Origin of the sequence: Trinickia violacea, from assembly GCF_005280735.1 — a bacterium.
Lineage (GTDB): Bacteria > Pseudomonadota > Gammaproteobacteria > Burkholderiales > Burkholderiaceae > Trinickia_A > Trinickia_A violacea.
In genome coordinates this window covers 1,031,540-1,056,122 of record NZ_CP040078.1, presented here as the reverse complement: position 1 = coordinate 1,056,122, position 24,583 = coordinate 1,031,540, and the positions used below count along the sequence as shown (strand labels likewise).

Below are 24,583 nucleotides of genomic sequence, written 5' to 3'. Positions count from 1 at the left end.
AACGACACCACCGTCGATTTTCCGCCGGTGAAGGAGGCGTGACGTAATGATGGCAACCGGACGATCAGTATCCGGGTCGACGCGCGTTCGCGCGGCCGGTTCGGTACGCCCGAATCGTGATCTCGGCGTGGGCATTGGCCTCCGCCATGCGCATTACCTCGACTTTCTGGCTGGAAAGCAACCGGTGGATTGGGTGGAAGTCCACACAGAAAACTACATGGGGGACGGCGGCTACGATCTGCATGTGCTGGAGCAGATCCGGAGGGACTATCCGTTGAGTTTCCATGGTGTAGGACTCGGTATCGGCTCGGCGGTACCGCTAAACGTCAACCATCTGGATCGGGTCGCGTCACTGGTTGATCGGTTTCAGCCCGCACTGGTATCCGAGCACCTGTGCTGGTCGACCGTGTCGACCCGTCATCTGCATGACCTGCTTCCCTTACCGTTTACATCGGAGTCCCTTGATGTGGTGTCACGGCACGTCGTCCAAATGCAGGACGTGTTGAAGCGGACCGTCCTCATCGAAAACGTCTCGAGCCATGTTCGCTTTCGGCAGGACGAGATGACGGAAACCGAGTTTCTTCTGGAAGTGGTGCGCCGTACTGGCTGCGCAATGCTTCTCGATGTCAACAACCTCTATGTGAACCAGCGCAATCACGGTGAGGATGCGCTTGAGGCGCTAGGGCGGATTCCGACGGATGCTGTAGCGGAGATCCATCTGGGGGGACATCTGGCTACTGAAGACGCTGTCGTGGACGATCATGGCGACCGGGTCTCAAGCGATGTCTGGCGGCTTTACGACAATGCGGTCGAGCGTTTCGGGACCGTGTCGACGCTCATTGAGTGGGATACCGACGTTCCTCCGATTGAGATTCTTCTGGACGAAGCCGCGACGGCCAGAAGCGTTGCTGAAGCGTTTGACAGAAGAGGGCGAGATGGACAAACCTCTTGAACGTATACAGCTTGAATTTGCAACCGCACTGCTGCATGTGAATGCCGAACAGCGACTGCTTGGCTCACTTGCCGGAGATGAGGCAAAGAACAGAAATCGGGTGGCGCTCTATCGAGGCAATCTCACGCAGACCTGGCAGAAGGTTCTGGCGTCCACCTATCCCGTGCTTCACGCGCTAATGGGCGACAGCTTCTTTCTAATGTTGTCGCACGAATACGGCACGGCTGATCCGGCCGGGTCGGGCGATCTCAACCGGTTCGGAAGCCGGATGGCAGACCTGCTGGAGGCATGGCCTCCCAGCGCTACGTATCGCTATCTGGCGGATGTTGCCCGCCTCGAGTGGCTTATCCACCGAGCGTATTTTGCGGCCAACGCGATGACGTGGTCACCGGATCGATGGGCGCAATGCGCGCCGGAGACGTTGGAAAATTCTTCGATCCGGCTTCATCCCGCCGTTGAGCTGCTGCATACGTCGACGAGTGCCGCGGATCTTTGGCGTGCCTCTCGCGACTTTGGCGAGGAACTCGAGCCGCACGGAGTCGAACGCGCACAACGGATGGTTATTGCCCGGCCTCGCTGGATACCGGAGGTCCTCGTGGTATCGCCGAATGCGTTCGCAATGTTGGGTGAGCTGCGCGACGGCGCCACAATGGGCGCTGCACTCGACGCCGCACTGGCGCGCGAGAGCGATTTTGACTTTGCGAGTCACTGGCGGGAGTGGGTCGAACACGGAATCGTCGTCTCGCCCTCCCCCTACCGAACCACCTTCTCCCGCCCATAAAGCATCATCATCACGATGATCACCAGACCGAACACCACCTGCCGGAAAACATCGGCCGGCAGCTTGATGCCGATTTGCGCGAAATAGTCCTGCGGCTGCAGCACGGAAAGGATCGATTGCAGAAGCGTGATCAGGATCACACCCGCAATGGTGCCGAGATAAGAGCCGCGGCCGCCGAGCACATTGGTGCCGCCCAGCACGATCGCCGCGATGGTCGGCAGCAGGTAGGGGTCGCCCATCGCCTGATAGGAGCGATTCGCCCACCCTGCAAGCATCACGCCGCCGGCCGCCGCGCAGGCGCCGCACAGCGCGAAGGCGATCAGGGTCACCCACCGTGTGTCGACACCGGAAAGAAACACCGCCCGCTCCCGATTGCCGATCGCGTAGATCTGGCGGCCGAGCCGGGTGCGCGTCAGCATGTAGACCGCGCCGGCCCCAAGCGCGATCCAAGCGAGCAAGGGATTGGACACACCCGGAATCAACTGGCCGCTTGCCACCGCGACCATCAGCTCCGTGGCCCGATCCTGCGGCGCGAAACCGCCGGTGTGATAGACCATGAGCCCTTGAGCAACGGCGTTCATGCCCAGCGTGAAGATCATCGACGGCGCCCGCAGATAGGCCACCCCCAGGCCATTCACCACCCCCACCAGGAAACCGCAGAAGATCCCGAACGGAATGGCGAGCGGCACGCCAAGCGTGGGCCCGAGAATCCCCGAGGCGCCGGTGGCCATCATGCCGCCGATGGCGATCGTCCAGGGAATCGACAAGTCAATCTGCCCCATCAGGATCACGATCATTTCCCCCGTCGCAATCGTGCCGAGGAACGAGGCCACCTGAAGCTGCTGAGCCAGATATTCGACGGACAGGAAGCCCGGCTTGGCCACCGCGCCCAGCAAGAGCAGCAGCAGAATGCAGCCGAAGGCGATCAGCGTCGCCGCGTCGATCTTGGGCAGGGAGCGAGGCATGGGCAGCATTAGCGAAAGAGGTCCAGTTTGTTGCGAACGCGCAGCAGGCGCAGCGAGCCGAGGCTGACCGCGAACAGCAGGACGATCCCGACAAACAGCGGCTGCAGCACGGGATTGATGTTGAACACGACGAGCAGATCGCCCACCGTCCGCATCACGAAGGCCCCGAAGATCGATCCGACCACGCCGCCGACGCCCCCGAAGAGCGAGGTGCCGCCGATCACCAGCGCAGCGATCGAGTTCAGCGTGTAGTCGCCGCCGAGCGCGGCCCGCGCCTCGCCGGAGAACGTGATGCAGGTCAGCAGCAGCCCGCCCAGAGCCGCGAAAAGCCCCGCGAGCGCATAGGCCAAGAGCTTCGCCCGCGCGATCGGCACGCCCGACATGTAGGCCGCCTGCTCCGACGAGCCCACCGCATAGGCGGCCCGCCCCAGCATGGAGTTCCGGTAAGGCATCCAGACGAAAACGACAGCGCCCAGGATCAACAGCACGGAGGAAGGCACGCCGAAGGTCGAGCGCGTCATCAGATCGGCGAAGTCGCCGTTGATGTCGCCGCCCGGCTGCGGGCGCAGCGCGAGGGCGATGCCGAAATAGATCGCGCTGGTCGCGAGCGTGGCGATCAGCGGCTGCAGCCGGCCATAGACGACGATCACCCCATTCACCAGGCCGCACAGCAGGCCCGCTGCAAGCACGCCGACGATGCCGAGCGCAGTCGTCGCGGGACCGCCGATCACGATGGTCGACGCCAGGCAGTTCGCCAGCATGAAGGTCATGCCGACCGAAAGGTCGAGCCCTCCGGTCAGCACCGGCAACGTCTGCGCCATGGCCACCAGCGCGAGCAGCGCGCCCTTGTTGGCCGCCGTGTTGACGACATCGGCAGAGAGCCCGATCGGTTGGGCCGCGCCGTACACGCCGAACATCGCGAGGAATATGGCCATGGCGATCAGCGCCCCGCGCTGCGCCGCGAACCAAAAACGCCAATAGCCCTCGCGCGGTCTGCCCGTCATGGTCATCCTCGTTTGGCAATGGTCAGGTTATGCGGCATTCGAGGCAGGCCGGTTTGCCGACGATGTCAGGTTCAGCGCGGCGCCCACGAGGTTGCGCTCGGTCAGCTCGGCGCCCTGCAGGATCCGGCTGACGGTGCCGTCGTAGAAAATGGCCACGCGGTCGCAGCAACCAATCAGCTCGTCGTAGTCCGTGGAATAGAACAGGACAGCGGTCCCCTGCTCCGCCAGCCGCCGCAGCAGCTGATAGATCTCCTGCTTGGTGCCGACGTCGATCCCTCTCGTCGGATCGTTCAGCAGCACGATGCGCGGCTTCGTCATCAGCCACTTGCCGATCACCACCTTCTGCTGGTTGCCGCCCGACAGCGCCGCCACGGGACCATCGAGTCCGTCCGACTTGATCGCCAGCTGGCGCACCAGCGCATCGATCAACGCGGCCTCGGCCTTGCGGTCGATCCGGCCGAATCGGCTCACCGCATCGAGCGCGGCAAAGGACAGGTTCTCGCGCACCGTCATCGGCAGCATCAGCCCTTCGTTCTTGCGGTCCTCCGGAATCAGCGCCAGCCCGAGCGCAGGCGACTTCGCCTGACGGGGGCTCGAAATCTTCACGGGCTTACCGGCCACTTCGAGCTCGCCCTCGACACCGATCAGCGCGCCGAACAGCGCCAGCAGGAACTGCCGCTGCCCCTGGCCGTCGAGCCCGCCAAGTCCGACCACCTCGCCTGGATGCACCTCGAGCGAGACATCCTTCAATTCGCCCGCCCAGGAAAGATGGCGGACCGCGAGCGCCGGTTTCCCCTCGCGCTTAGTCCCGCCGAGCGGCGGGAAAGCGCTCGAGTATTCCCGGCCGATCATCATCTCGACGATGGCGTCATCCGACCGGGTGCCGGCGGCAAAAGTCTCGATATAGCGGCCGTTGCGGAAAACCGTGCATTCGTCGGCCAGTTCCGCGATCTCGTGCATCCGGTGGGAGATGTAGATGATCGCCATCCCTTCCGCCCGGAGACGCTTCAGAAGCTTGAAGACCTTGGCGACGTCGGCCGAAGTCAAAGCCGACGTCGCTTCGTCGAGGATCAGCACCCTCGGTTGCCGCGCCAGGGCCTTGGCGATCTCCACCATTTGCTGTCGCGACAGCGGCAGCTCGCCCACCGGCGCGTCGGGATGGATGTCCTCGCCGCCCACCCGGGCCAGCATCTCCGACGCCTGCCGCCGCTGCGCCGCCCGGTCGATCATGCCGAACCGGCGCGGCGGATGGCTGATGCCGATGTTGTCGGCCACGGTGAGATCGGGCAGCAGCGAAAGCTCCTGAAAGATGCAGGAGATTCCCGCGTCCGCCGCCGCGCCGGGCGTGGCGAAGCTGACCGGCGCGCCGCCGAGAAAGAGGCGGCCGCGATCAGGCTGCACGACGCCGGAAAGGATCTTGATGAAGGTGGACTTGCCCGCCCCGTTCTCGCCCAGAAGCGCGTGGATCGAGCCTGCGCGGCAGGAGAATTGCACGTCCTCCAATGCCCGAACGCCGCCGTATTGCTTAGAAACCCCCTCCACCCGCAGGAGCGGGTCCGGCGTCCCCTCGATCATCGTCTTGGCTCTCCCTGCCGCTCGCCGACGCGTTGGCTCTTTTCGCCCCGCGCGCCCGTTCAGTTGTTCTGGCCGCTCTGCTTCGCAATCTCCGCGGCCGAGAAGCCGATGTTGCAGCTCGGAAAGTCGTTGCCGGCAAAGAAGCTGCCCGGCAAATCCGGGAACACGTTCTTGCCCGCCGTGAACGGCGAATAATCGACCGAAGTGGGCAGCGCAATGCTTTGTGGAATCACTTTGCCCTGCAGCGCCGCAATCGCGGTCTTGATGGCCACCGCGCTCTGCGCCGGGCCGGTGCCGCCCGACTGGCAGGTCAAGCTGGCCTTGTCGCAGAGCTGGCGATAGGCGTTCTCCGTCTCGCCCGAGACCGGCGCCTTGAACTTGCCGGCGTCGAGCATCGCTTGAACCGCGCCCTGCGAGCCGCCCTGAACATAGATGCCGTCGAAGACGCCGCCTGCCGCGATCGCGTCCGCGGTCGCCTTCTGCGCATCGCCCGGCGCCCAGTTGCCGATCACGTCGACTACCTTCACATTGCGTCCCGACTTGTCGAGCACGCCGTGAAAGCCCTTGTCGCGGGCGAGGTCGACCGGCTGGCCGGACGGCCCGCGCACGTGCAGAAAGGTCAGGTCACCCGACTTCCTGGCTTGCTTGAGCAGGAAGGTGGCGGCCATCTCGCCGAGGCCGAGCTGGTTCACGTTGACCGAGATCTGGTCCGGGCTGTCGATCACGTTGTCGAACGACACGACCACCACGCCCTTTTCATTCGCCTTGTGCACCACGCCCTTGAAGGCCGCGGAGTTGTTGGCGTCGATGATGATCGCGTCGAACCCCTGGTCGATGAAATTGTCGGAGGCGGCGATTTGCGCGGCGATGTCCTGTCCGACCGAGACGACCTTGAACTCCTTGATGCCGGTCTGCACCGCGGGCTGGGCAACATAGGCTTTGGCGACCCGGATCATCTGGACACGCCAGTCATTGGCGATGAACCCGTTCACCAGCGCGATCCGGTAAGGACCGTGCTTTGCCGGCCACTGGAAGTATTTCGTGCTGGCGGATTCCGGCTTGAAACAGGCCGCATCCGCGCCCGGACCACTCAGCACCTTGGGGCCCGCGGCAATGGCTTGCGTGGATAGCGCAGCCGCAAACAGCGTGGCGGCAACCGTGGACAGCAGAGCTTTACGCATACTTTTCATCGATCTACCCTCGCCGACAAAATGTGTACCAGCCTGACCAAAATAAGTCTGGTTAGCGGCATTTGGCCTGTCAAGGACTATCAACGGCGCGACCACTAAATGGGACAGCCCTGTTGCCCGCGCTCCTCGCGCGCGCCTATTGCGTCGGACCCAAGGGGGTAAAGTCGAAAATCCGGATCCCCTCGGCGAGTTCCACGACGTTTTGCCATTCCTCGCGCTCGATCGCGCCGCGCACGTCGCCAAGCCCCCCTTCCCATAGCTCGGTCATCGTGGCCCGCGAGAACTCGTAATCCTTGAAGTCGGACGAGTGCGTATTGTGGCGATTGGTGAAGTGGACCAGCGCCACCGCCCCTCGCGTGCTGACCTCGGCAAGCCGCTGCACATCGGGATCGGAGCGAATCTCTGGAGGGAGCTTATCGAGCACGCGGCGCAGCGAGCCGCGCAGCTCCTCGAACTGCTTGATGCGAGCCGAGCCGAAGCGCGACTTGCTCGCATATTGAATGTCCTTCATGCGCTCCTGCACTTGGTGGAGATTCTGCGGCAGTTCACCCGCGCCGCTGAACACGTCGATTTGCAGGATCAGCGCGCTCGCGCGGTAGCTCTCGTCGACCACGTACCAAAGCGGCGTATTGGACGAAATGCCGCCGTCCCAGTACCACTCGCCGTCGATGTTGATCGGCGGAAAGCCGGGCGGCAGCGCACCGCTGGCCATCACGTGTTCGGGTCCGATCTGCGTCTTCGTATTGTCGAAGTAGACGGACTCCCCCGACCGGACATTGACGGTGCCCAGCGAAAGACGCACACGCTTGCTGTTGATGAGATCGAAGTCGACCAGTTCCTCGAGCGTCGATTTCAACGGCTGCGTGTCGTAGAAACTCAGTGATGAGGGGTCGCCGGGGCGCGCCATGAAGGGAGGCAGGACGCGCGGCACGAAAAAGCCCGGAACGCCGAGAGCGACTGCCGACGCCGCACTGAGCGCGTTGAAGTATTGCCGCATCGGGTCCAGCGCGGCGGGCGGAATGAATGCGCTGCGCGCTGACGCGCGCTCCCAAAACTCCCGCAACCGTTCGACGCGGCGCTCCGGCGCGTTGCCGGCAATCAGCGCGGCATTGATCGCCCCGATCGATATGCCTGCGACCCAATCGGGCTCAAAGCCCAACGCCGCGGCGCCTTCGAATACGCCGGCCTGGTAGGCGCCCAATGCTCCGCCACCCTGGAGCACGAGCACTCTGCGGTCGAACTTGCCTAGTTTTTCTGCGACTTGCGAGGGTAGCTTGCCGATTTTTGTGTTCATCGTTCCATGCCCGCTTGAAGAGTTGATCAGACCCGCTCGTGCATATGTGAACTCAGCTGTACAAACCGACCGCAACCTCATGACCCGAGGTGTGCTCACGACAATATCATAGACACCCGTTTCATATGGCCTCGCAGCGACACTTCCTAAGAGCCGAAAATCACGACTCTTTGCCTGGGCCGCTCTTCACTTCAAATAACGCCACTCAAACCCCTTCCTGCCCTCGTGCACCGTACCGGCCGACGCCTCCGGAAAGTGCGCGGCAAAGACCGTCGCCCCCGTGTTCGCCGCACGTTCGAGCAGCCACTGGCGCGATTCCCGCGCCAGCGTTCGATCGAGGCAAAACGTCGAATTCCACTGCGGACGATAGACCTGCAACGGGCTATGCATCACGTCGCCGGAGAACAATGCGGTCTCTCCCTGCGAGCGAATCTCGACGGCCATATGTCCGATGCTGTGACCCGGCGTCGGCAGAAAGCGGATGCCGTCGACAATCTCCTCTCCCGCATCCGGCACCGCACGTGCCTGCCGGGCTTCGATGAGGGGCAAGACGCTGTCCTCGAATACCATGCGCCGCGGTTCACCTTGCGGCGTTGCGAAGTAGTCGCGCTCGCGCTGGCCGAAGACATAGGTCGCGTTAGGAAAAACGGGCGTCCATCGGCCATCGCGCCAATGCGTGTTCCAACCAACGTGATCGACATGCAAGTGCGTAAGCAGCACATAGTCCACTTGCTCGCGGCGAAAGCCCGCCGCTTCGAAACGCTCGAGCACAGGATTGTCGAGGCGGTCGAACAGCGAGTTGAACGGCCGTGTCTTCCCGTTGCCGATCCCCGTATCGACGACGACCGTCAGTCCGCCGACTTCGGCCACCCATAGATGCGTTCGCAACGGTACGCGCCGATTCGCGAGGTCGAGGCTGGCCGTCGCGAGGTGTTCTTCCAACTCGCGGCCGTGGGCGTCGCCCCAATCCGGAAATAACGTGTCGGGCGCGAGTGCGAAGGTGGTTTCGTCGACCCGGGTAATGGTGGCCGCGCCGACACGATGAGTCAGGAAAGCGTCTTTCATGGCGATGGTCTTTTGTCGAAAGAATTGGAGCGCTGAAGCGTTGTCGTTACTATCGCCGACCGCACCCTGCCTGGCTAATGCCGTTTTCTGAGGCAGGCGATGCCTTGGAGGCATCGCGTTTCGCCAGATCCGACGCTTGCGTGCCGCCTATTTCAGGTGTTCGACGAACCGGCTTAGCGCGGCGTTGGTCCCATTAGCCGCGAAGCAGAATTCGAGCGGCAGCGGCACCGACAGGTCCCGCAGGTCGACAAACCGCACACGCGCCGGCGGACGATCGCGATTCGCGGCATTCACGATCGCCGCACCCATCCCTGCGGACACGAGCGAGAGGATCGCCGTTTCGGTGGTCGCTTCCTGCCGGATGTCGAGCGTGAGACCGCGTTCGGCGCAAGCGGACAACAGCCGGTCGTAGTACGCCGGATAAACGCGGCGAGGAAACACGACAAACGCAACACCCGTCAGCTCGCTCGCGGCAACGGCGCCCGCTTTGCCGAGCGCCCACGTTTCCGGCACGGCCAGCACCACGTTCTGTTCGAGCACCGGCACGCTCGCGATCCCTTCGGGCGACATGCCGACGCGATAACAAAAGCCGCCGTCGAGCTGCCCTGCCTCAATCGCCTCGAGTTGCTCCGGCGTATTCATCGGCTGGAGTTCGAGCGACACCTGCGGCATGGCCTGCTCGAACGCGCTCAATGCGCCGGAGACGATGCCGCTCCACGCCGCGTTTTCCACGAAGCCGATGCGCAAATGACCCTGTACGCCGGCGGCAATGCGACGCGCGAGCCGATTCGCGGCATCGACGCGGGCGAGGATATCCCGCGCCTCGGCCAAGTAGGCCGCGCCCGCATCCGTCAGCGTGAGACCGCGCGGCGTGCGTTCGAACAGCGCCACGCCAATGGCGCCTTCGAGGTCCTGGATTTGACGCGATATCGCCGGCTGGGTCACGTGCAATTGTTCGGACGCCGCGCGTACGCTGCGCAATTCGGCGACGGCAACGAAATAGCGAAGATGCCGGAGCTCCATCTCAGCTCCCGCACGCATGAATCAAGAACTGCTGCATCGCCAGCGCGGGCGCGCTCATCTGCGCGTCCTTCCTCCACAGCATCCCTGCATCCATCTGCGGAATCGTATCGAGCACCGGCCTGGCCTCGATCCGCTTGCCTTCCAGCGACCAAGGCCGGAACACCATATCCGACAGCACCGTCACCCCGAACCCGTAGGCCACGAGCCCGCGCAACGCCTCCATCGAACTCGTCCGAAACGCGATATTCGGCGTCATGCGCTTCTTGGCCCAGTAGCGCAGCGTCGACTGCTCGCCTTCATCGACGGTCAACAGGATATACGGGTGCTGCGCGATGTCCTTGAGCGAGGGCGTGCGCAATTGCGCGAGCGGATGCGTCGGCGCCACCCACAGCTGTCGCCGTGAGCGCATCAGGACCTGGTGACCGAAGCGCGAAAGGCGCTCGACGTTCGACAAGATCGTCACGCCCAGATCGACGTCATCGTTGAGCACCGCCGCTTCGATTCCGGGCCGATCGACGTCGCGCAGATCGATTTCGACATCCGGATAGCTCGCACGAAAACGCGCAAACAGCTCCGGCAAAAAATACCCGAGCACCACGTACGAAGCCGCGATCCGCACGGTGCCGCGCAAATCGTGCGAGCGAAAGCGCGGTTTGTGCATTGCATCACGCACCGAATCGAGCACGTGCCGGGCGTGGTGATAGAAATCCTGTCCGTCGGGCGTGAGCTCGACGCCCTGCGGCAGACGTTCGAACAAGCGCGTGCCGAGCGCGCTTTCGAGCGCCAGCACCGCATTCGTGATCGCCGATTGCGACACGTGCTCGTCGGTGGCGGCCATCGAGAACTGCCCCGTCTGGGCGGCGGCAACGAAGTAGCGCAGCTGGCGCAGTGTGACGTCCTTAGCCATGCGTTTTTCAGATACCCGAGTTATTTATTTGTGATTTTACGATAGGAAATCCGCTTCCTATACTGCGCCTCAATATTGCCTTGACCGGAGACATCAGGCATGAATGCGCCCCTATCCGCCGAACAGCGCGACGCGCTAGCGTCGTCCGCCGCCCCCGCCACCCTTCCCGAAGTCACGCTCGACGACAAGTACACGCTCGAAAAAGGCCGCGTCTATATCAGCGGCACGCAGGCGCTCGTGCGACTGCCGATGCTGCAAAAAGAGCGCGACCAGCGCGCGGGATTGAATACGGCCGGTTTCATCTCCGGCTATCGCGGCTCGCCGCTCGGCGGCGTCGATCAGGCGCTGTGGAAAGCGAAGAAGCATTTGCACGCCAACGACGTGGTGTTCCAGCCCGGCATCAACGAAGACCTCGCCGCGACCGCGGTCTGGGGCTCGCAGCAGCTCAATCTGTGGCCGAATGCGCAGCGCGATGGCGTCTTTGGCATGTGGTACGGCAAGGGCCCGGGCGTCGACCGCACCGGCGACGTCTTCAAGCACGCGAATTCCGCGGGCACCGATCCGAACGGCGGCGTGCTCGTGCTCGCGGGTGACGACCACGCGTCGAAATCGTCGACGGTCGCGCACCAGTCCGAGCACGCGTTCATCGCGGCCGGCATTCCCGTGCTGTATCCGTCCAACGTGCAGGAATATCTGGACTTCGGCCTGCACGGCTGGGCGATGAGCCGCTACTCGGGCCTCTGGGTCGCGATGAAGTGCGTGACCGACGTGGTCGAATCCACCGCCTCGATCGACCTCGATCCCGACCGCGTGCAAATCGTCACGCCGGCCGACTATCAAATGCCCGCAGGCGGCCTGAACATTCGCTGGCCCGATGCGCCGCTCGCGCAGGAAGCACGCCTGCTCGACCACAAGTGGTATGCCGCGCTCGCCTACGTGCGCGCCAACAAGCTGAACCGGATCGTGCTCGATTCGCCTAAGCCGCGCTTCGGCATCATGACGGCGGGCAAGGCATATCTCGACGTGCGTCAGGCGCTCGTCGACCTCGGCCTGGACGACGACACCTGCTCGCGCATCGGCTTGCGCTTGCTGAAAGTGGGCTGCGTGTGGCCGCTCGACGCGCAGGACGCGCGCGCGTTCGCCACCGGTCTCGAAGAGATTCTCGTCGTCGAAGAGAAGCGCCAGATCCTCGAATATGCGCTGAAGGAAGAGTTGTACAACTGGCGCGAGGACGTGCGCCCCAAGATCTACGGCAAGTTCGACGAGCGCGACAACGAAGGCGGCGAATGGTCGGTGCCGCGCGGCGACTGGCTGCTGCCCGCGCACTACGAGCTGTCGCCCGCGCTGATCGCGAAGGCGATCGCGCGCCGGCTCGCCAAAGCCGATTTGCCCGATGACGTGCGCGCGCGCATCGTCGCGCGCGTCGCGATCATCGAAGCGAAAGAGCGCGAAGCGGCCAAGCCGCGCGTGACGGTCGAACGCAAGCCGTGGTTCTGCTCGGGCTGTCCGCACAACACATCGACGAACGTGCCCGAAGGTTCGCGCGCGCTCGCGGGCATCGGCTGCCACTACATGACGATCTGGATGGACCGCAAGACCGAGACGTTCAGCCAGATGGGCGGCGAAGGCGTCGCGTGGCTTGGCCAGATGCATTTCGCGGGCGACAAGCACGTGTTCGCGAATCTCGGCGACGGCACCTACTTCCACTCGGGTCTGCTCGCGATCCGCGCGTCGATTGCCGCGAACGCGAATATCACCTACAAGATTTTGTATAACGACGCGGTGGCGATGACGGGCGGCCAGCCCGTCGACGGCGTGCTGACCGTGCCGCAGATCGCGCATCAGGTCTCCGCCGAGGGCGCGAAACGGATCGTCATCGTCACGGACCAGCCCGAGAAATACGACGCGACAGTCGCGCTGCCGAGCGGCGTGACCGTCCACCATCGCGACCGGCTCGACGCGATGCAGCGCGAGCTGCGCGAGGTGCCGGGCACCACCGTGCTGATCTACGACCAGACCTGCGCGACCGAAAAGCGCCGCCGCCGCAAGCGCGGCACTTACCCGGACCCGGCCAAGCGCGCGTTCATCAACGACGCGGTCTGCGAAGGCTGCGGCGATTGCTCGGTGCAATCGAACTGCTTGTCGGTCGAGCCGCTCGAGACGCCGCTTGGCGCGAAGCGCAAGATCAACCAGTCGTCATGCAACAAGGATTTTTCGTGCGTGAAGGGCTTTTGCCCGAGCTTCGTGACCGCGGAAGGCGCGCAGGTCAAGAAGCCCCAAGCCGCGATCGGTGACAAGGCCGCCCTGCCCGACTTCGCAACGCTTGCGCAACCCACGCTGCCCGCGCTTGCGAAGCCGTACGGGATTCTCGTGACGGGCGTCGGCGGCACGGGTGTCGTGACGATCGGCGGCTTGATCGGCATGGCCGCGCATCTGGAGAACAAGGGCGTGACCGTGCTCGACATGGCCGGCCTCGCACAAAAAGGCGGCGCCGTGCTGAGCCACGTGCAAGTCGCCGCCTCGCCGGACGCGCTGCACGCGACGCGGATCGCCACCGGCGAGGCGCGTCTCGTGATCGGCTGCGACGCGATCGTGTCGGCCTCGCTCGACGTGCTCTCGCGCACGCAGTTCGGCGTGACGAACGCGGCGATCAACAGCGGCGCCACGCCGACCGCCGATTTCGTGCGCAACGCGAAGTGGTCGTTCCCGGGCGCGCAGACCGAACAGGATCTGCGCTCGGGCATCGGCGACGGCTGCACCTTCATCGATGCAAACGCGCTCGCTTTGACGCTGCTCGGCGACACGATTTACTCCAATCCGCTGCTGCTCGGCTTCGCGTGGCAAAAGGGCTGGCTGCCGCTCGAACTCGCGAGCCTCAAGCGCGCGATCGAATTGAACGGCGTGTCGATCGAGAAGAACCGTCTTGCGTTCGATTGGGGCCGCTACGTCGCGCAGCATGGCGCCGAAGCCATCGAAGCGTTCGCGCCGCGCCAGGCGTCGCAACAGGTGATCGCGTTCAAGCCCGTTGAATCGCTCGACCAGCTGGTCGCCGCGCGCGAACAATTGCTGACCGGTTATCAGAACGCGGCTTACGCGGCACGCTATCGCAGCGTCGTCGATCGTATCCAAGCAAAGGAAACGCAGCTTGCCGGCGGCGATCGTTCGGACGCGAAGCGCTCGCACCTGCCGCTCACGCAAGCTGTCGCGCGCAATCTCGCGAAGCTGATGGCGTACAAGGACGAATACGAGGTCGCGCGCCTTTATGCCGACCCCGCGTACCTCGACAAGCTGCGCGCGCAATTCGAAGGCGAGCCGGGCAAGGACTACACGCTGAGCTTCTATCTCGCGCCGCCGCTGTTCGCGAAGCGCGACGAGCACGGGCACCTCGTGAAGCAGCGCTACGGGGCGTGGATGCTGCCGGCGTTCCGCGTGCTCGCGAAGTTGAAGGGCTTGCGCGGCACCGCGCTCGATCTCTTCGGCAAGACCGAAGAGCGCCGCAACGAGCGCGCGATGATCGAAGACTACATCGCGATGGTCGACGAGTTCTGCGCCTCGCTGGATCAGGCAAAGCTCGATGCCGCGCTCAAGCTGGCGAATCTTCCCGACGACGTTCGCGGCTACGGTCACGTGAAAGAGCGCGCAGTGCAGAAGGCAGCGCTCGATCATAAGCGGTTGATGAACGAGTATCGTCAGGCACGCAAGCTGGACGCTGCCGCCTAAGTAACGCAACTAAGCAACGCAATAAAATGCGGCCGCTACGCCTTCGGATGGCGTAGCGGCCGCATTGTCATTCGCCTTACCCCGGGATATTTCAGAGGGGAAAGGTCATTGGACACAACACCCTTTGTGGTGAGCCCGTGTATGCCAATAGCGAAGCAATAGACAGAAGTGGATTGAGGTGTCCTGCCACCGGTGTGGAAGCAATAAGAATTTTCATGAAAGCCTTCATCAGTTGCCGAGATCGTGGGATGTCTAATTTCCCGAGGCGCGCCTGCACCGAAATAGTCTCTGGATGGTGTTCTTAGACACGAAGTGAAGAGCGGAGAGAGGACCTCGTTGGTTTCCCCGTGATAGAAAACACGGTGCTGCTTCGTTTATTCCCAGCGCCTGCTTGGGGTGGGCCAGTCGGTCCGGCGGGAGAGACAGCGAATAAGAATTCGTCTTGAACGACTCGCCTCCCCTGCGTGAATACTTTTCCGCAAAGACGACGGAAGAAGTCGGCATCGTCAAGCGTTCAGAGAGGTGAAACCCTTGAGCATCGGTGCCCACTCTTCCTATGAACGCTTCGATCCTGCTATTGCACCCGGCTAACTTCGTCGCCGCCCTTCTTCTAGCGCTGAGCTTTGCCATCAATGTCGGCGTTCGTCGCCCGGCGATGAACTGGCGCGCCATGGCAATCGCTGCCTTGTTCTGCAACGGACTGGCGATTTCGCTCGTCGTCGCATTCAACTGGCTGTCGGTTTCCTAACACCTTTCCTTAACCCGCAGCGCCTACTTACGGCGACGACTCATGTCTTTATCTTCCAAAATCCTCCTGGTCTATGACGGAACGGACGAAGCGAAGTCGGCTTTGCTTCGCTGCGCGGAGCTCTCGGTCGCACTCGCGGCACGAGTCGATGTTGTCACCGTGGTCAATTTCGCGGATGACAACGCGATGTGTGGCGGCATGCTGTCGAGCGCCGCGATGACGCAGCTCGAAGACCAGGCCCGAAGTGCGTTGAGAGAGGCTATCGACGCACTAGGCGTGAATGGCGTAGTCGCGCGGGGTCACGTTGTCTTCGGCGGTGTTCTGGAGGCCATCACGCGGATGGTCGACCTGCTGCAATCCGACGTGATTGTCGTCGGTCATCGCACGAGAAGCTGGCTCGAACGCTGGTATCACGGCCGCGCGCTTCACGTCGACCTGGTGGAAAGAGTGAAAGGTTCGATGATCGTCACGGTCACGCCCGCTTGACTAACACGTCCGATAAACGCGACACACCCTCAGGAGCGTCCGTAGTTCGCGACGTCGCCACTCTCCCCTTCTCGCCGATTGACAGTTAATATTCACGCGTTTAACCCATAAACGCGTAAGGCTGTCGATGCTTTTCTCCATAATTTCCCAAAGGAGATGAGATGAGTGACGTGCACAACCGCGTACAAAACGGCGACAACGCAGCAAAAAACACGAAAACCGATCCCATCAAGCACGTCGTTTTGCTCTTGATGGAGAACCACTCGTTCGATCAAATGCTGGGATCGCTCGATGCGGTGCATGAAGATCTCGACGGCATCAAGAACGGGCGCGCGACAATCAACGACGACGGCCACGGAAAGTCCTTTCGTCTCGAACCGACGCAAGAGCGTCAAATGAAGCTGGACCCGTATCACGATCATCCGGACGTGCTCGAACAGCTCGCAGGCAACAACGGCGGTTTCGTTCGCAATTTCGCGCGCCACTATCCGCGCAGCAGCCAGGCCCAGCGCCAGGACATCATGGGCTATTACCCGCTCGATTTCCTGCCCGCGCTGCATACGCTGGGCCGGCAATTCACGATTTGCGACCGATGGTTTTCTTCGCTGCCGGGGCCGACCTGGCCCAACCGGTTTTTCGCGCTTTCGGGGACGTCGATGGGCGAAGTGGCGATGCCGGAGGGAATCAATGCCCTCGAACCCAAGTGGTACACCGAGGAAACGCAGACGACAATCTTCGATCGGCTGAATGAAAAACAAAAAAGCTGGAAAGTCTATTTCTACGATTTCCCCGCCTCTTTGCTGCTCGTGAATCAAAGGAAACGCGAAAACCTCGCCAATTACCATTCATTCGGGACATTCTTCGAAGACGCCGCAGCCGACGAAAGCACCTTTCCCGAGTTTGTCCTCATCGAACCGAAGTATTTCGGTCAAGCACAGAACGACGATCACCCGCCGCACAACATCATGAAGGCGGAGAAGCTGATCGCTGATACCGGAGTTCCCCGAACTCGAGCGAAGAACGTCGAATCGCCACGCGCAAGGGCTCCATTGGTTTGCCGACTTCTTGTTCGCCGATCTCGACAACGCCGCGAGCGATGCAGTGAGTTCCGTCGCCACGCTGGCTCGACGGAACACCGCGTGGACGCGCATGACAGGAGCCCTGGGCTACGCGATGGTGATCCTCGGACATTGGCTCAGCAAAGGCTTCTTCGCGGCCAAGAGCGCGCGCGAAACGCACACTGAAAACGCGTTCGATCAACTGCGCCGCTCGCGCGGGTTGGAGCGATTGCCTCGGGAGTGAGGGCGTCGTCGATCCCAAGGCTACGCGCTCATTGCAGCCACTTGCGAACGTCCTGCTCCCAACCCGGTTGGCCGCAGTTCGGCGGATTTCCTTTACCATGACCGCTCGCGGCAATGGCGAATGCTGGCTGTCGCAACGAAACGCCACTCTCCAACCTCCATGACAGTCAAACTCGCGATCTTCGATTTCGACGGCACGCTCGCCGACACCTACCCCGTCTTCGTCGACTCGATCAACGCCCTCGCGGCGAGGCATCAGTTCCGGCAAATCGCTAAAGACGAGGAGCACACGCTGCGTCAGCTGAGCGCCGCCGATATCCTCCGCGAGCTCGAGCTTCCGATCTGGCGCGTACCCGCCGTGATATCGGATTTCAGAGCGATCATGCGCGAGAGAATCCACGAAGTGCGGCCGTTTCCGAACATCGTGGAAACGCTGCAGGCCATGGCGGATCAACAGATCGAGCTGGCCGTTGCGACCTCGAATACGATCGACAACGTCAGCGCGGTGGTGGGCGCGTCGCTCATCGATCAGCTCGCCGCGATCGAATGCGGCTCGCCGCTATTCGGCAAGCCATACCGCTTGCGCCAAATCCTGCACGCAACCCAGGCCGACAAATCCGAAACCATCTATATCGGCGATGAAATCCGCGACGCCGAAGCGGCTCAGCGCGCGGGCATTCAGTTCGGCGCGGTGGCGTGGGGATACACGGCACTGGATGCGCTGTTGCGCCATCAACCGGCCGAGGTCTTCCGCACGCCAGCCGACTTGCTGCGCTTGAGTCCCGCCGCTAACGGCTAATTTCACGAGCCTCTAATGGCACGACGCGGCCCCGCCGGACGCATAGCGCAGCGACCCAGGCGTCGTCAGCAGCTCGCCGGTTTCGAGCAGCGTCTTGAGACCCGACAGCACCATCGGCCAGCCGCCGTAAAGCTCGGCGTTCGCGCCTTCGCGCAGTTGATCGTGAATGACCGTGAGCTGGCACGAATCGCCGACCGGCTCGATCTCCCACGTCACGCGCGAGGTGCCTTCGCTCTTCACGTCATCGCTCCATAGCGCGCGGAAGCTCTGCACGAGCCGGCGCGGCGGATCGACTTCCAGATTCTCGCCTTCGACGATGGTCAGCTCGTCGGCCTGCCCCGGCGGATTTGCGCGCCCGACATAGCTGGAGCCCGGCGCGAACTCCGACACGACGCGCACCCCGAACGTGTACTTGGCCCGCATGTCGGTGTTGGTGATGGCTTCCCACAGGCGTTCCGGCGTCGTCTTGATGTAGATCTCGTAGACCTTCTCCATCTTCCTTTCCTCCAGATCGTGCTTGAGATCGCTCAGCGCGGCGACCCAAGGCTCGGCGAATTTGCTCACCCACCGGTCGTGAATGAGCCGGATCGGGACGGCGTTCAGGAAATGCAGCTTTTCGCGCCCGTGCTTGCGCGTCACCACGAGGTGCGCCTCTTCGAGCACCTTCAGGTGCTTCATCACGCCGAAGCGCGTCATCGGCACGCGGGCCTCCAGCGCGCTCAGGGTCTGCCCGTCTTGCTTGAACAGCTCGTCGAGCAGGCTTCTGCGCGTCGGGTCAGCGAGTGCTCGGAATACGTCGTCCATGCGATCGATAATAGGTGACCATATGGTCACATGTCAAAGTGTTTCCACGGAGATATGATTTAGCGCGTGCCCGATCATCCCCAAAAGGCTGGATCGACGATGGCTCCTACTCCGCGTACCCGCTGGATTCCGCACTATGGCGCCGCGCTGTGCTGCACGGCGCTGGCCGGCTGCATGGTCGGCCCCGACTATCGATCGCCGGCGGCGCCGCCGACGGACCACTACACCGTCACGCCGCTGCCCGAGCAGACGGCCTCCGCGCCCGGCGCCGCGGGCGTGCCGCAGCGCTTCGCGCCCGGCCAGGACATTCCCGCCGAGTGGTGGACGCTCTTTCATTGCGAGCCGCTCGATACGCTGATCCGCCAGGCGCTCGCGGACAGTCCGAACATCGCCTCAGCGCAAGCCGTCTTGCGGCAAGCCCACGAAAACTACCTGGCGCAATTCGGCGGCTCGCTGTTGCCGAGCGTCAATGCGCAGCTCAACGGGCAACGTGAAAAATTCAACGGCGTCACGTTCGGCGAGCCGGGTGTCGTCGACTACTTGAATCTCTACAACGCGTCGGTGAACGTCTCGTACAAGCTCGACGTGTTCGGCGGCGCGCGCCGCCAGCTCGAAGGGCTCGCCGCGCAGATCGACTACCAGCGCTATCAGTTGCAGGGCGCCTATCTTGCGCTTACGGCCAACATCGTCACGGCAGCGGTCAAGGAAGCGTCGCTGCGCGCGCAGATCGACGCCACCGAGCGCATTGCCACGGACGAAGACCAGCAACTGCAAGTGCTCAACCAGCAGTTCGAACTCGGCGGCGTGGCCAAGACCGCCGTGCTCGCGCAACAAACGCTGCTTGCGCAAACGCGCGCGACGCTGCCGCCGCTCGCGCAATCGCTCGATCAAACGCGCCATCAGCTCGCGGTGCTGGCCGGCATGCTGCCGAGCGACCCCGCCCTGCCCGAATTCCGGCTCGAGATGTTCACGCTGCCGCAGACGCTGCCCGTGACCCTGCCGTCGTCGCTCGTCAAGCAGCGGCCCGACATCCTCGCGTCCGCAGCGTTGCTGCATCAGGCGAGCGCCCAAATCGGCGTCGCCACCGCCGCGATGTATCCGCAGATCACGCTGTCCGCGAGCTACGGCACGGAGGCGCTCACGCCCGCCGGCGCGTTCCAGCAAGCGAACACGATCTGGAGCCTCGGCGCAGGCATCCTGCAGCCGATTTTCCAGGGCGGGCAACTGCGCGCGCAGAAACGCGCCGCCGTCGACGCCTATGACCAAGCCAATGCGCAGTATCGCGCGACGGTGCTGCTCGCGTTCCAGAACGTGGCCGATTCGTTGCGCGCGCTCGATCACGACGCGACCGGCCTCAAGGCGCAGACCGAGGCATGGCGCGCCGCCAGCGATTCGCTGACGCTCACGCGCGGCCAATATCGTGTCGGCGGCGTGAGCTATCTCGCGCTGCTCGATGCGCAGCGTCAGTACCAGCAAACCGTCGTGAGTCTCGCGCAGGCGCAGGCGTCGCGTTATGCGGACACCGCGGCGCTGTTTCAGGCGCTCGGCGGCGGCTGGTGGAATGCGCCGCCCCCGGAAGCGGCCGCGGATACGCCGCATTGACCGCAGTTCGCCCCCGCTATCGCATCGCAAGCGTTGGCACGCATCACTCGCACCACGAACAAGGAATAAGCACCCACGCGCACCGTTACAACAAACAGGGATTTCGCCCCACGCCGTGCAAGGAAACGACGATGAACCAGAAGCGACCGTTGGCCAAGCGAATGACAATCATGCTGCTCTGCGTCGGCTTGCTGCTCGGCGCATTGGTCGGCTTCAACCTGTTCCGGGCGCATATGTTCGCGAAGTTCATGGCGTCGAATGCGGCGCCGCCTGAGACCGTCACGGCGATCACGGCGGGCTACCAGTCGTGGCAGCCGCAGCTCCTGGCGGTCGGCAGTCTGCGCGCGGTGCGCGGCGTCGACGTGACGACGGAAGTCGCGGGCCTCGTGCGCGAGATCACGTTCAATTCCGGCCAGGACGTGAAGACCGGGCAAGTCCTCGTCAGGCTCAACGACGACAACGACGTCGCGCTGCTCCAATCGCTGAAGGCGCAGGCGGATCTCGCGCAGACCGTCTTCAACCGCGACAAAGCGCAATACGACATCAAGGCGATCGCGAAAGCCCAGCTCGACGCCGACGAAGCCGACTTGCGCAACAAGAAAGCGCTGGTCGCGCAACAGGCCGCGCTCGTCGACAAGAAGACGATACGCGCGCCGTTCGCGGGGCGCCTCGGCATCACGACGGTCAACCCGGGGCAATACCTCAACCCGGGCGATGCGATCGTCACGCTGCAAGCCGTCGATCCGATCTACGCCGACTTCTATCTCCCGCAGCAGCAGCTCGGACAGCTCGAGATCGGCCAGACCGTCATCGTCGACACGAGCGCGTACAGCGGACGCACGTTCGCCGGCAAGATTCTCTCGATCAATCCGAAAGTCGACAGCAACACGCGCAACGTGCAGATCGAGGCGGCCGTCGACAACCACGAACGCAAGCTCCTGCCCGGCATGTACGCGAACGTGAAGGTCGATGCCGGGGCGAAGGAGCGCTATCTGACGCTGCCGCAAACGGCCATCACCTACAACCCGTATGGCGCGACGGTGTTCGTCGTCAAGCCCGGCACCCGGCCGAACGCGCAAGGCAAAGTGCTGCCCGTCGCGCAGCAGGTGTTCGTGACGCCGGGGCCGACGCGCGGCGATCAGGTCGCGATCATGAAGGGCGTCTCCGAAGGCACGCAGGTCGTGACGAGCGGCCAGTTGAAACTCAAGAACGGCACGTCGCTCATCATCGATAACCGCGTGCAGCCCGCGGACAATCCGAACCCCTCGCCGCAAGAGCAATGACGAGGAGCGCGCGATGAACTTCACCGACATCTTCATCCGCCGCCCCGTGCTCGCCGCGGTCGTGAGCCTGTTGATCCTCGTGCTCGGCTTGCGCTCGCTCGTCGCGCTGAAAGTGCGCGAGTATCCGCAGACCGAAAACGCCGTCGTGACGATCACGACGGCCTACTACGGCGCGAGCGCCGATACCGTCGCGGGCTTCATCACGCAGCCGCTCGAAGCGGCGATCGCGCAGGCGCAGGGCATCGACTATCTGTCGTCGTCGAGCATCACCGGAGCCTCGGTCATCACGGCGACGCTGCGCCTGAACTACGACTCGAACCGCGCGCTGACCGAAATCAACACGCAGATCGCCTCCGTGCGCAACCAGCTGCCGCCGCAAGCGCAGCAGCCGGTGCTGACCGTCGAGGTCGGGCAGACCACCGACGCGATGTACATGGGCTTCTACAGCGACGTGCTGCCGAGCAACAACGTCACCGACTATCTGCTGCGCGTCGTGAAGCCGAAGCTCGATTCGATCGAAGGGGTGCAGACGGCGGAAGTGCTGGGCGGCCGGCAGTTCGCGCTGCGCGCGTGGCTCGATTCGACGCGTCTGGCCGCGCACGGGGTCACCGCGCAGGATGTCTACACCGCGCTCGGCAACAACAACTATCTGGCGACGCTCGGCGCGACCAAGGGGCAGATGGTGAGCGTCGACCTGAACGCGGGCACGGACCTGCACTCCGTCGACGAATTCAAGCAGCTCGTCGTCAAGCAGAAGAACGGCGCGATCGTGCGCCTCGAAGACGTCGCGAACGTCGTGCTCGGCGCCGACAACTACGACTTCAACGTCGCGTTCAGCGGCAAGCGGTCGGTGTTCATCGGCATCAAAGTCGCGCCGGATGCGAACATCCTCGATGTCGCCAAGCGCGTGCGAACCGCGTTCCCCGCGCTGCAGGCGCAGTTTCCGATCGGCATGACGGGCGAGATCGTCTATGACGCCACCGACTTCGTGAATACCGCGATCCGCGAAGTCGAGAAGACGCTCATCGAAGCGCTCTTGATCGTGACCGTCGTGATCTATCTGTTCCTCGGCAGCCTGCGCGCGGTGATCATTCCCGTGATCGCGATGCCGCTGTCGCTCGTCGGCACGTTCTTCGTGATGCTGATGCTCGGCTACTCGATCAACCTCTTGACGCTGCTCGCGCTCGTGCTCGCGATCGGGCTCGTCGTGGACGATGCGATCATCGTCGTCGAGAACGTCGATCGCCACATGAAGTACGAAGGCAAGTCGCCGCTCGAAGCGGCGATCATCGCCGCGCGCGAACTCGGCGGGCCGATTCTCGCGATGACCGTCGTGCTCGTCGCCGTGTACGTGCCGATCGGCTTTCAGGGCGGGCTGACGGGCGCGCTCTTCACCGAGTTCGCGTTTTCGCTCGCGGGGGCGGTGACCGTGTCGGGCGTGATCGCGCTGACGCTGTCGCCGATGATGTGCTCGCGCTTTTTCAGTGCCGAGCAGGAAGGCGGGCGTCTTGTGCGCTTCATCGATCGCCAGTTCGACCGCGTGCATCGCGGCTATGGCCGGCTCTTGCACGGCCTGCTCGATACGTGGCCGGTCGTCGTCGTGATGGGCGCGCTGCTGCTCGCGGGCACGGTGTACCTGTTCATGACGTCGAAGTCGGAGCTTGCGCCGCAGGAGGATCAGGGCATCGTGCTGTCGCAGATCCAGGGGCCGCCGAACGCGACGATCCAGCAAATGCAGATGTATTCGGACCAGGTGTTCGACATCTCGAAGGCCCTGCCCGAATACTCGCAGATGTTCCAGTTGACGGGCTCGCCCACCATCAACCAGGGCATCGGCGGCGTGCTCTTCAAGACGTGGGACAAGCGCAAGAAAGGCGCGACCGAATTGCAGGAGGAGCTGCAGCAGAAGTGGAATACGATTGCCGGCGCGCGCATCGCGGCATTCCAGTTTCCGCCGCTGCCCGGCTCGCAAGGGTTGCCGGTGCAGTTCGTGGTCACCACGACCGAGCCGTTCGACAATCTCAACGAGATCTCGCAAGCGGTGCTGCAAAAGGCCCAAGCGAGCGGCATGTTCTTCTTCGTCGACAGCGACCTCAAGCTCGACAAGCCGGAAACCACGCTCGTGGTCGACCGCGATAAAGTCGCCTCGCTAGGCCTCCAGCAAAGCGACATCGGACAAACGCTCGGCGCTGCGCTCGGCGGCGACTACGTCAATTACTTTTCGATCGCGGGACGGTCGTACAAAGTGATCCCGCAGGTCTTGCAGACCGATCGCCTCAATCCTACGCAAGTGCTCGACTACTACATTCATACGCCCGACGGCAGCGTCATTCCCGCTTCGACCGTCACGCACATCGAGCACAAGGTCGTGCCGGAATCGATCAACCACTTTCAGCAGCTCAACTCCGCGACGATCTCGGGCGTGATCGTGCCGGGCGTATCGCAAGGGGAAGTGCTCGACTTCCTGCGCAAGACGACGATGCAAGCCGCGCCCGCCGGGTATTCGGTCGATTACTCGGGGCTGTCGCGGCAGTTCGTGCAGGAGTCCGGCGGCTTCGTCGTCACGCTGCTGTTCGCGACGATCATCGTGTTCCTCGCGCTCGCCGCGCAGTTCGAGAGTTTCATCGATCCCGTCGTGATTCTGGTGTCGGTGCCGATGGCGCTGTTCGGCGCGCTCATCTTCATCAACATCGGCCTGTCCACGCTCAACATCTACACGCAGGTGGGGCTCGTCACCCTGATGGGGCTCGTCAGCAAGCACGGCATTCTGATCGTGCAGTTCGCCAATCAGCTGCAGCTCGCGGGACGCTCGAAGCGCGAGGCGCTGGAGGAAGCGGCAGGCGTGCGGTTAAGGCCGATCTTGATGACCACCGCGTCGATGGTGTTGGGCGTGGTGCCGCTCGTGATCGCGTCGGGCGCCGGCGCGGCGGGGCGCAACGCGATGGGGCTCGTGATCTTTACGGGGTTGTCGATCGGGACGTTGTTCACGCTGTTCGTGGTGCCCGCGATGTATATGTTCATCGGGGCGGACCACCATAAGCGGGCGCAAAGCGCGTCGTAAGACCGGTTTCGAATCTTCGTAGC

The 24,583-nt window shown here is 63.3% G+C and carries 18 protein-coding genes and 2 pseudogenes; 10 read left to right on the top strand and 10 right to left on the bottom strand.

Annotation, left to right across the window (positions count from 1 at the left end; translation table 11 throughout):
• The first annotated feature begins 46 nt into the window (after positions 1 to 46).
• Both bufB and FAZ95_RS26815 read left to right on the top strand, forming a co-directional pair.
• A complete protein-coding gene (gene bufB / locus FAZ95_RS26820; protein WP_254700300.1) occupies positions 47 to 952 on the top strand; it encodes an MNIO family bufferin maturase in 906 nt (301 codons plus the stop codon).
• Entirely contained in the window at positions 936 to 1,733 is a 798-nt protein-coding gene (locus tag FAZ95_RS26815) for an HvfC/BufC N-terminal domain-containing protein (protein ID WP_137335525.1), read from the top strand. Before bufB ends, FAZ95_RS26815 begins: the two co-directional genes overlap by 17 nt.
• On the opposite strand, the gene FAZ95_RS26810 is transcribed toward FAZ95_RS26815, so the two are convergent.
• The 8 genes from FAZ95_RS26810 to FAZ95_RS26775 form a co-directional block, all read right to left on the bottom strand.
• Positions 1,706 to 2,698 (bottom strand): ABC transporter permease, encoded by a 993-nt coding sequence (locus tag FAZ95_RS26810; RefSeq protein ID WP_137335524.1) that lies wholly within the window; start codon positions 2,696 to 2,698, stop codon positions 1,706 to 1,708. The two genes, FAZ95_RS26815 and FAZ95_RS26810, sit on opposite strands and share 28 nt — an antisense overlap.
• Before the next feature lie 8 nt (positions 2,699 to 2,706).
• Positions 2,707 to 3,708, bottom strand: a complete 1,002-nt coding sequence (locus tag FAZ95_RS26805) for an ABC transporter permease (RefSeq protein WP_137335523.1) — start codon at positions 3,706 to 3,708, stop codon at positions 2,707 to 2,709.
• A 21-nt stretch (positions 3,709 to 3,729) separates the two neighbouring features.
• Positions 3,730 to 5,277 (bottom strand): sugar ABC transporter ATP-binding protein, encoded by a 1,548-nt coding sequence (locus tag FAZ95_RS26800; protein ID WP_137335522.1) that lies wholly within the window; start codon positions 5,275 to 5,277, stop codon positions 3,730 to 3,732.
• A 59-nt stretch (positions 5,278 to 5,336) separates the two neighbouring features.
• Positions 5,337 to 6,563: a substrate-binding domain-containing protein gene (locus FAZ95_RS26795; RefSeq protein WP_254700299.1), complete on the bottom strand. Its 1,227-nt coding sequence runs from the start codon at positions 6,561 to 6,563 to the stop codon at positions 5,337 to 5,339.
• A 40-nt stretch (positions 6,564 to 6,603) separates the two neighbouring features.
• Entirely contained in the window at positions 6,604 to 7,761 is a 1,158-nt protein-coding gene (locus FAZ95_RS26790) for a patatin-like phospholipase family protein (RefSeq protein WP_137335521.1), read from the bottom strand.
• Positions 7,762 to 7,947: 186 nt separating this feature from the next.
• Positions 7,948 to 8,826 (bottom strand): MBL fold metallo-hydrolase, encoded by an 879-nt coding sequence (locus FAZ95_RS26785; RefSeq protein ID WP_137335520.1) that lies wholly within the window; start codon positions 8,824 to 8,826, stop codon positions 7,948 to 7,950.
• 147 nt (positions 8,827 to 8,973) lie between these two features.
• Positions 8,974 to 9,849: a LysR family transcriptional regulator gene (locus tag FAZ95_RS26780; RefSeq protein WP_137335519.1), complete on the bottom strand. Its 876-nt coding sequence runs from the start codon at positions 9,847 to 9,849 to the stop codon at positions 8,974 to 8,976.
• 1 nt (position 9,850) lies between these two features.
• A complete protein-coding gene (locus FAZ95_RS26775; protein ID WP_137335518.1) occupies positions 9,851 to 10,756 on the bottom strand; it encodes a LysR family transcriptional regulator in 906 nt (301 codons plus the stop codon).
• Between the two features lie 99 nt (positions 10,757 to 10,855).
• Between FAZ95_RS26775 and FAZ95_RS26770 the strand changes: the two genes are divergently transcribed.
• From FAZ95_RS26770 to FAZ95_RS26750, 5 genes are all read left to right on the top strand, one after another.
• Positions 10,856 to 14,476 carry an indolepyruvate ferredoxin oxidoreductase family protein gene (locus FAZ95_RS26770; protein WP_137335517.1) on the top strand — a complete coding sequence of 1,207 codons (3,621 nt, stop codon included), beginning with the start codon at positions 10,856 to 10,858 and terminating at the stop codon, positions 14,474 to 14,476.
• Positions 14,477 to 15,032: 556 nt separating this feature from the next.
• Complete coding sequence (locus FAZ95_RS26765; RefSeq protein ID WP_137335516.1) at positions 15,033 to 15,224, top strand: hypothetical protein; 192 nt, start codon at positions 15,033 to 15,035, stop codon at positions 15,222 to 15,224.
• A gap of 42 nt (positions 15,225 to 15,266) precedes the next feature.
• The gene (locus FAZ95_RS26760) at positions 15,267 to 15,710 is read left to right on the top strand and encodes a universal stress protein (RefSeq protein WP_254700298.1); all 444 of its coding nucleotides are present in this window, start codon (positions 15,267 to 15,269) and stop codon (positions 15,708 to 15,710) included.
• A gap of 161 nt (positions 15,711 to 15,871) precedes the next feature.
• Positions 15,872 to 16,954: an alkaline phosphatase family protein gene (locus FAZ95_RS26755; RefSeq protein ID WP_367873424.1), complete on the top strand. Its 1,083-nt coding sequence runs from the start codon at positions 15,872 to 15,874 to the stop codon at positions 16,952 to 16,954.
• Positions 16,955 to 17,171: 217 nt separating this feature from the next.
• Positions 17,172 to 17,810: an HAD-IA family hydrolase gene (locus tag FAZ95_RS26750; protein ID WP_137335515.1), complete on the top strand. Its 639-nt coding sequence runs from the start codon at positions 17,172 to 17,174 to the stop codon at positions 17,808 to 17,810.
• Between the two features lie 12 nt (positions 17,811 to 17,822).
• On the opposite strand, the pseudogene FAZ95_RS40915 reads toward FAZ95_RS26750, so the two are convergent.
• Both FAZ95_RS40915 and FAZ95_RS40910 read right to left on the bottom strand, forming a co-directional pair.
• A pseudogene (locus tag FAZ95_RS40915) lies at positions 17,823 to 18,266 on the bottom strand (SRPBCC family protein); the annotation flags it as partial.
• Between the two features lie 45 nt (positions 18,267 to 18,311).
• A pseudogene (locus FAZ95_RS40910) lies at positions 18,312 to 18,614 on the bottom strand (ArsR/SmtB family transcription factor); the annotation flags it as partial.
• A 99-nt stretch (positions 18,615 to 18,713) separates the two neighbouring features.
• Here FAZ95_RS40910 and FAZ95_RS26740 point away from each other — a divergent pair.
• The 3 genes from FAZ95_RS26740 (at position 18,714) to FAZ95_RS26730 (ending at position 24,560) form a co-directional block, all read left to right on the top strand.
• Positions 18,714 to 20,216 carry an efflux transporter outer membrane subunit gene (locus tag FAZ95_RS26740; protein ID WP_137335513.1) on the top strand — a complete coding sequence of 501 codons (1,503 nt, stop codon included), beginning with the start codon at positions 18,714 to 18,716 and terminating at the stop codon, positions 20,214 to 20,216.
• 131 nt (positions 20,217 to 20,347) lie between these two features.
• Positions 20,348 to 21,499, top strand: coding sequence for an efflux RND transporter periplasmic adaptor subunit (locus tag FAZ95_RS26735; RefSeq protein ID WP_137335512.1), 1,152 nt, complete (start codon positions 20,348 to 20,350; stop codon positions 21,497 to 21,499).
• Positions 21,500 to 21,512: 13 nt separating this feature from the next.
• Complete coding sequence (locus FAZ95_RS26730; RefSeq protein ID WP_137335511.1) at positions 21,513 to 24,560, top strand: efflux RND transporter permease subunit; 3,048 nt, start codon at positions 21,513 to 21,515, stop codon at positions 24,558 to 24,560.
• Positions 24,561 to 24,583: the final 23 nt, after the last annotated feature.

What these genes read in the sequence shown, in the direction of transcription:
- bufB (WP_254700300.1), top strand. Translation starts at nt 47, where the DNA reads ATGATGGCAACCGGACGATCAGTATCCGGGTCGACGCGCGTTCGCGCG.
- FAZ95_RS26815 (WP_137335525.1), top strand. Translation starts at nt 936, where the DNA reads ATGGACAAACCTCTTGAACGTATACAGCTTGAATTTGCAACCGCACTG.
- FAZ95_RS26810 (WP_137335524.1), bottom strand. Translation starts at nt 2,698, where the DNA reads ATGCCTCGCTCCCTGCCCAAGATCGACGCGGCGACGCTGATCGCCTTC.
- FAZ95_RS26805 (WP_137335523.1), bottom strand. Translation starts at nt 3,708, where the DNA reads ATGACCATGACGGGCAGACCGCGCGAGGGCTATTGGCGTTTTTGGTTC.
- FAZ95_RS26800 (WP_137335522.1), bottom strand. Translation starts at nt 5,277, where the DNA reads ATGATCGAGGGGACGCCGGACCCGCTCCTGCGGGTGGAGGGGGTTTCT.
- FAZ95_RS26790 (WP_137335521.1), bottom strand. Translation starts at nt 7,761, where the DNA reads ATGAACACAAAAATCGGCAAGCTACCCTCGCAAGTCGCAGAAAAACTA.
- FAZ95_RS26785 (WP_137335520.1), bottom strand. Translation starts at nt 8,826, where the DNA reads ATGAAAGACGCTTTCCTGACTCATCGTGTCGGCGCGGCCACCATTACC.
- FAZ95_RS26780 (WP_137335519.1), bottom strand. Translation starts at nt 9,849, where the DNA reads ATGGAGCTCCGGCATCTTCGCTATTTCGTTGCCGTCGCCGAATTGCGC.
- FAZ95_RS26775 (WP_137335518.1), bottom strand. Translation starts at nt 10,756, where the DNA reads ATGGCTAAGGACGTCACACTGCGCCAGCTGCGCTACTTCGTTGCCGCC.
- FAZ95_RS26770 (WP_137335517.1), top strand. Translation starts at nt 10,856, where the DNA reads ATGAATGCGCCCCTATCCGCCGAACAGCGCGACGCGCTAGCGTCGTCC.
- FAZ95_RS26765 (WP_137335516.1), top strand. Translation starts at nt 15,033, where the DNA reads ATGAACGCTTCGATCCTGCTATTGCACCCGGCTAACTTCGTCGCCGCC.
- FAZ95_RS26760 (WP_254700298.1), top strand. Translation starts at nt 15,267, where the DNA reads ATGTCTTTATCTTCCAAAATCCTCCTGGTCTATGACGGAACGGACGAA.
- FAZ95_RS26755 (WP_367873424.1), top strand. Translation starts at nt 15,872, where the DNA reads ATGAGTGACGTGCACAACCGCGTACAAAACGGCGACAACGCAGCAAAA.
- FAZ95_RS26750 (WP_137335515.1), top strand. Translation starts at nt 17,172, where the DNA reads ATGACAGTCAAACTCGCGATCTTCGATTTCGACGGCACGCTCGCCGAC.
- FAZ95_RS26740 (WP_137335513.1), top strand. Translation starts at nt 18,714, where the DNA reads ATGGCTCCTACTCCGCGTACCCGCTGGATTCCGCACTATGGCGCCGCG.
- FAZ95_RS26735 (WP_137335512.1), top strand. Translation starts at nt 20,348, where the DNA reads ATGAACCAGAAGCGACCGTTGGCCAAGCGAATGACAATCATGCTGCTC.
- FAZ95_RS26730 (WP_137335511.1), top strand. Translation starts at nt 21,513, where the DNA reads ATGAACTTCACCGACATCTTCATCCGCCGCCCCGTGCTCGCCGCGGTC.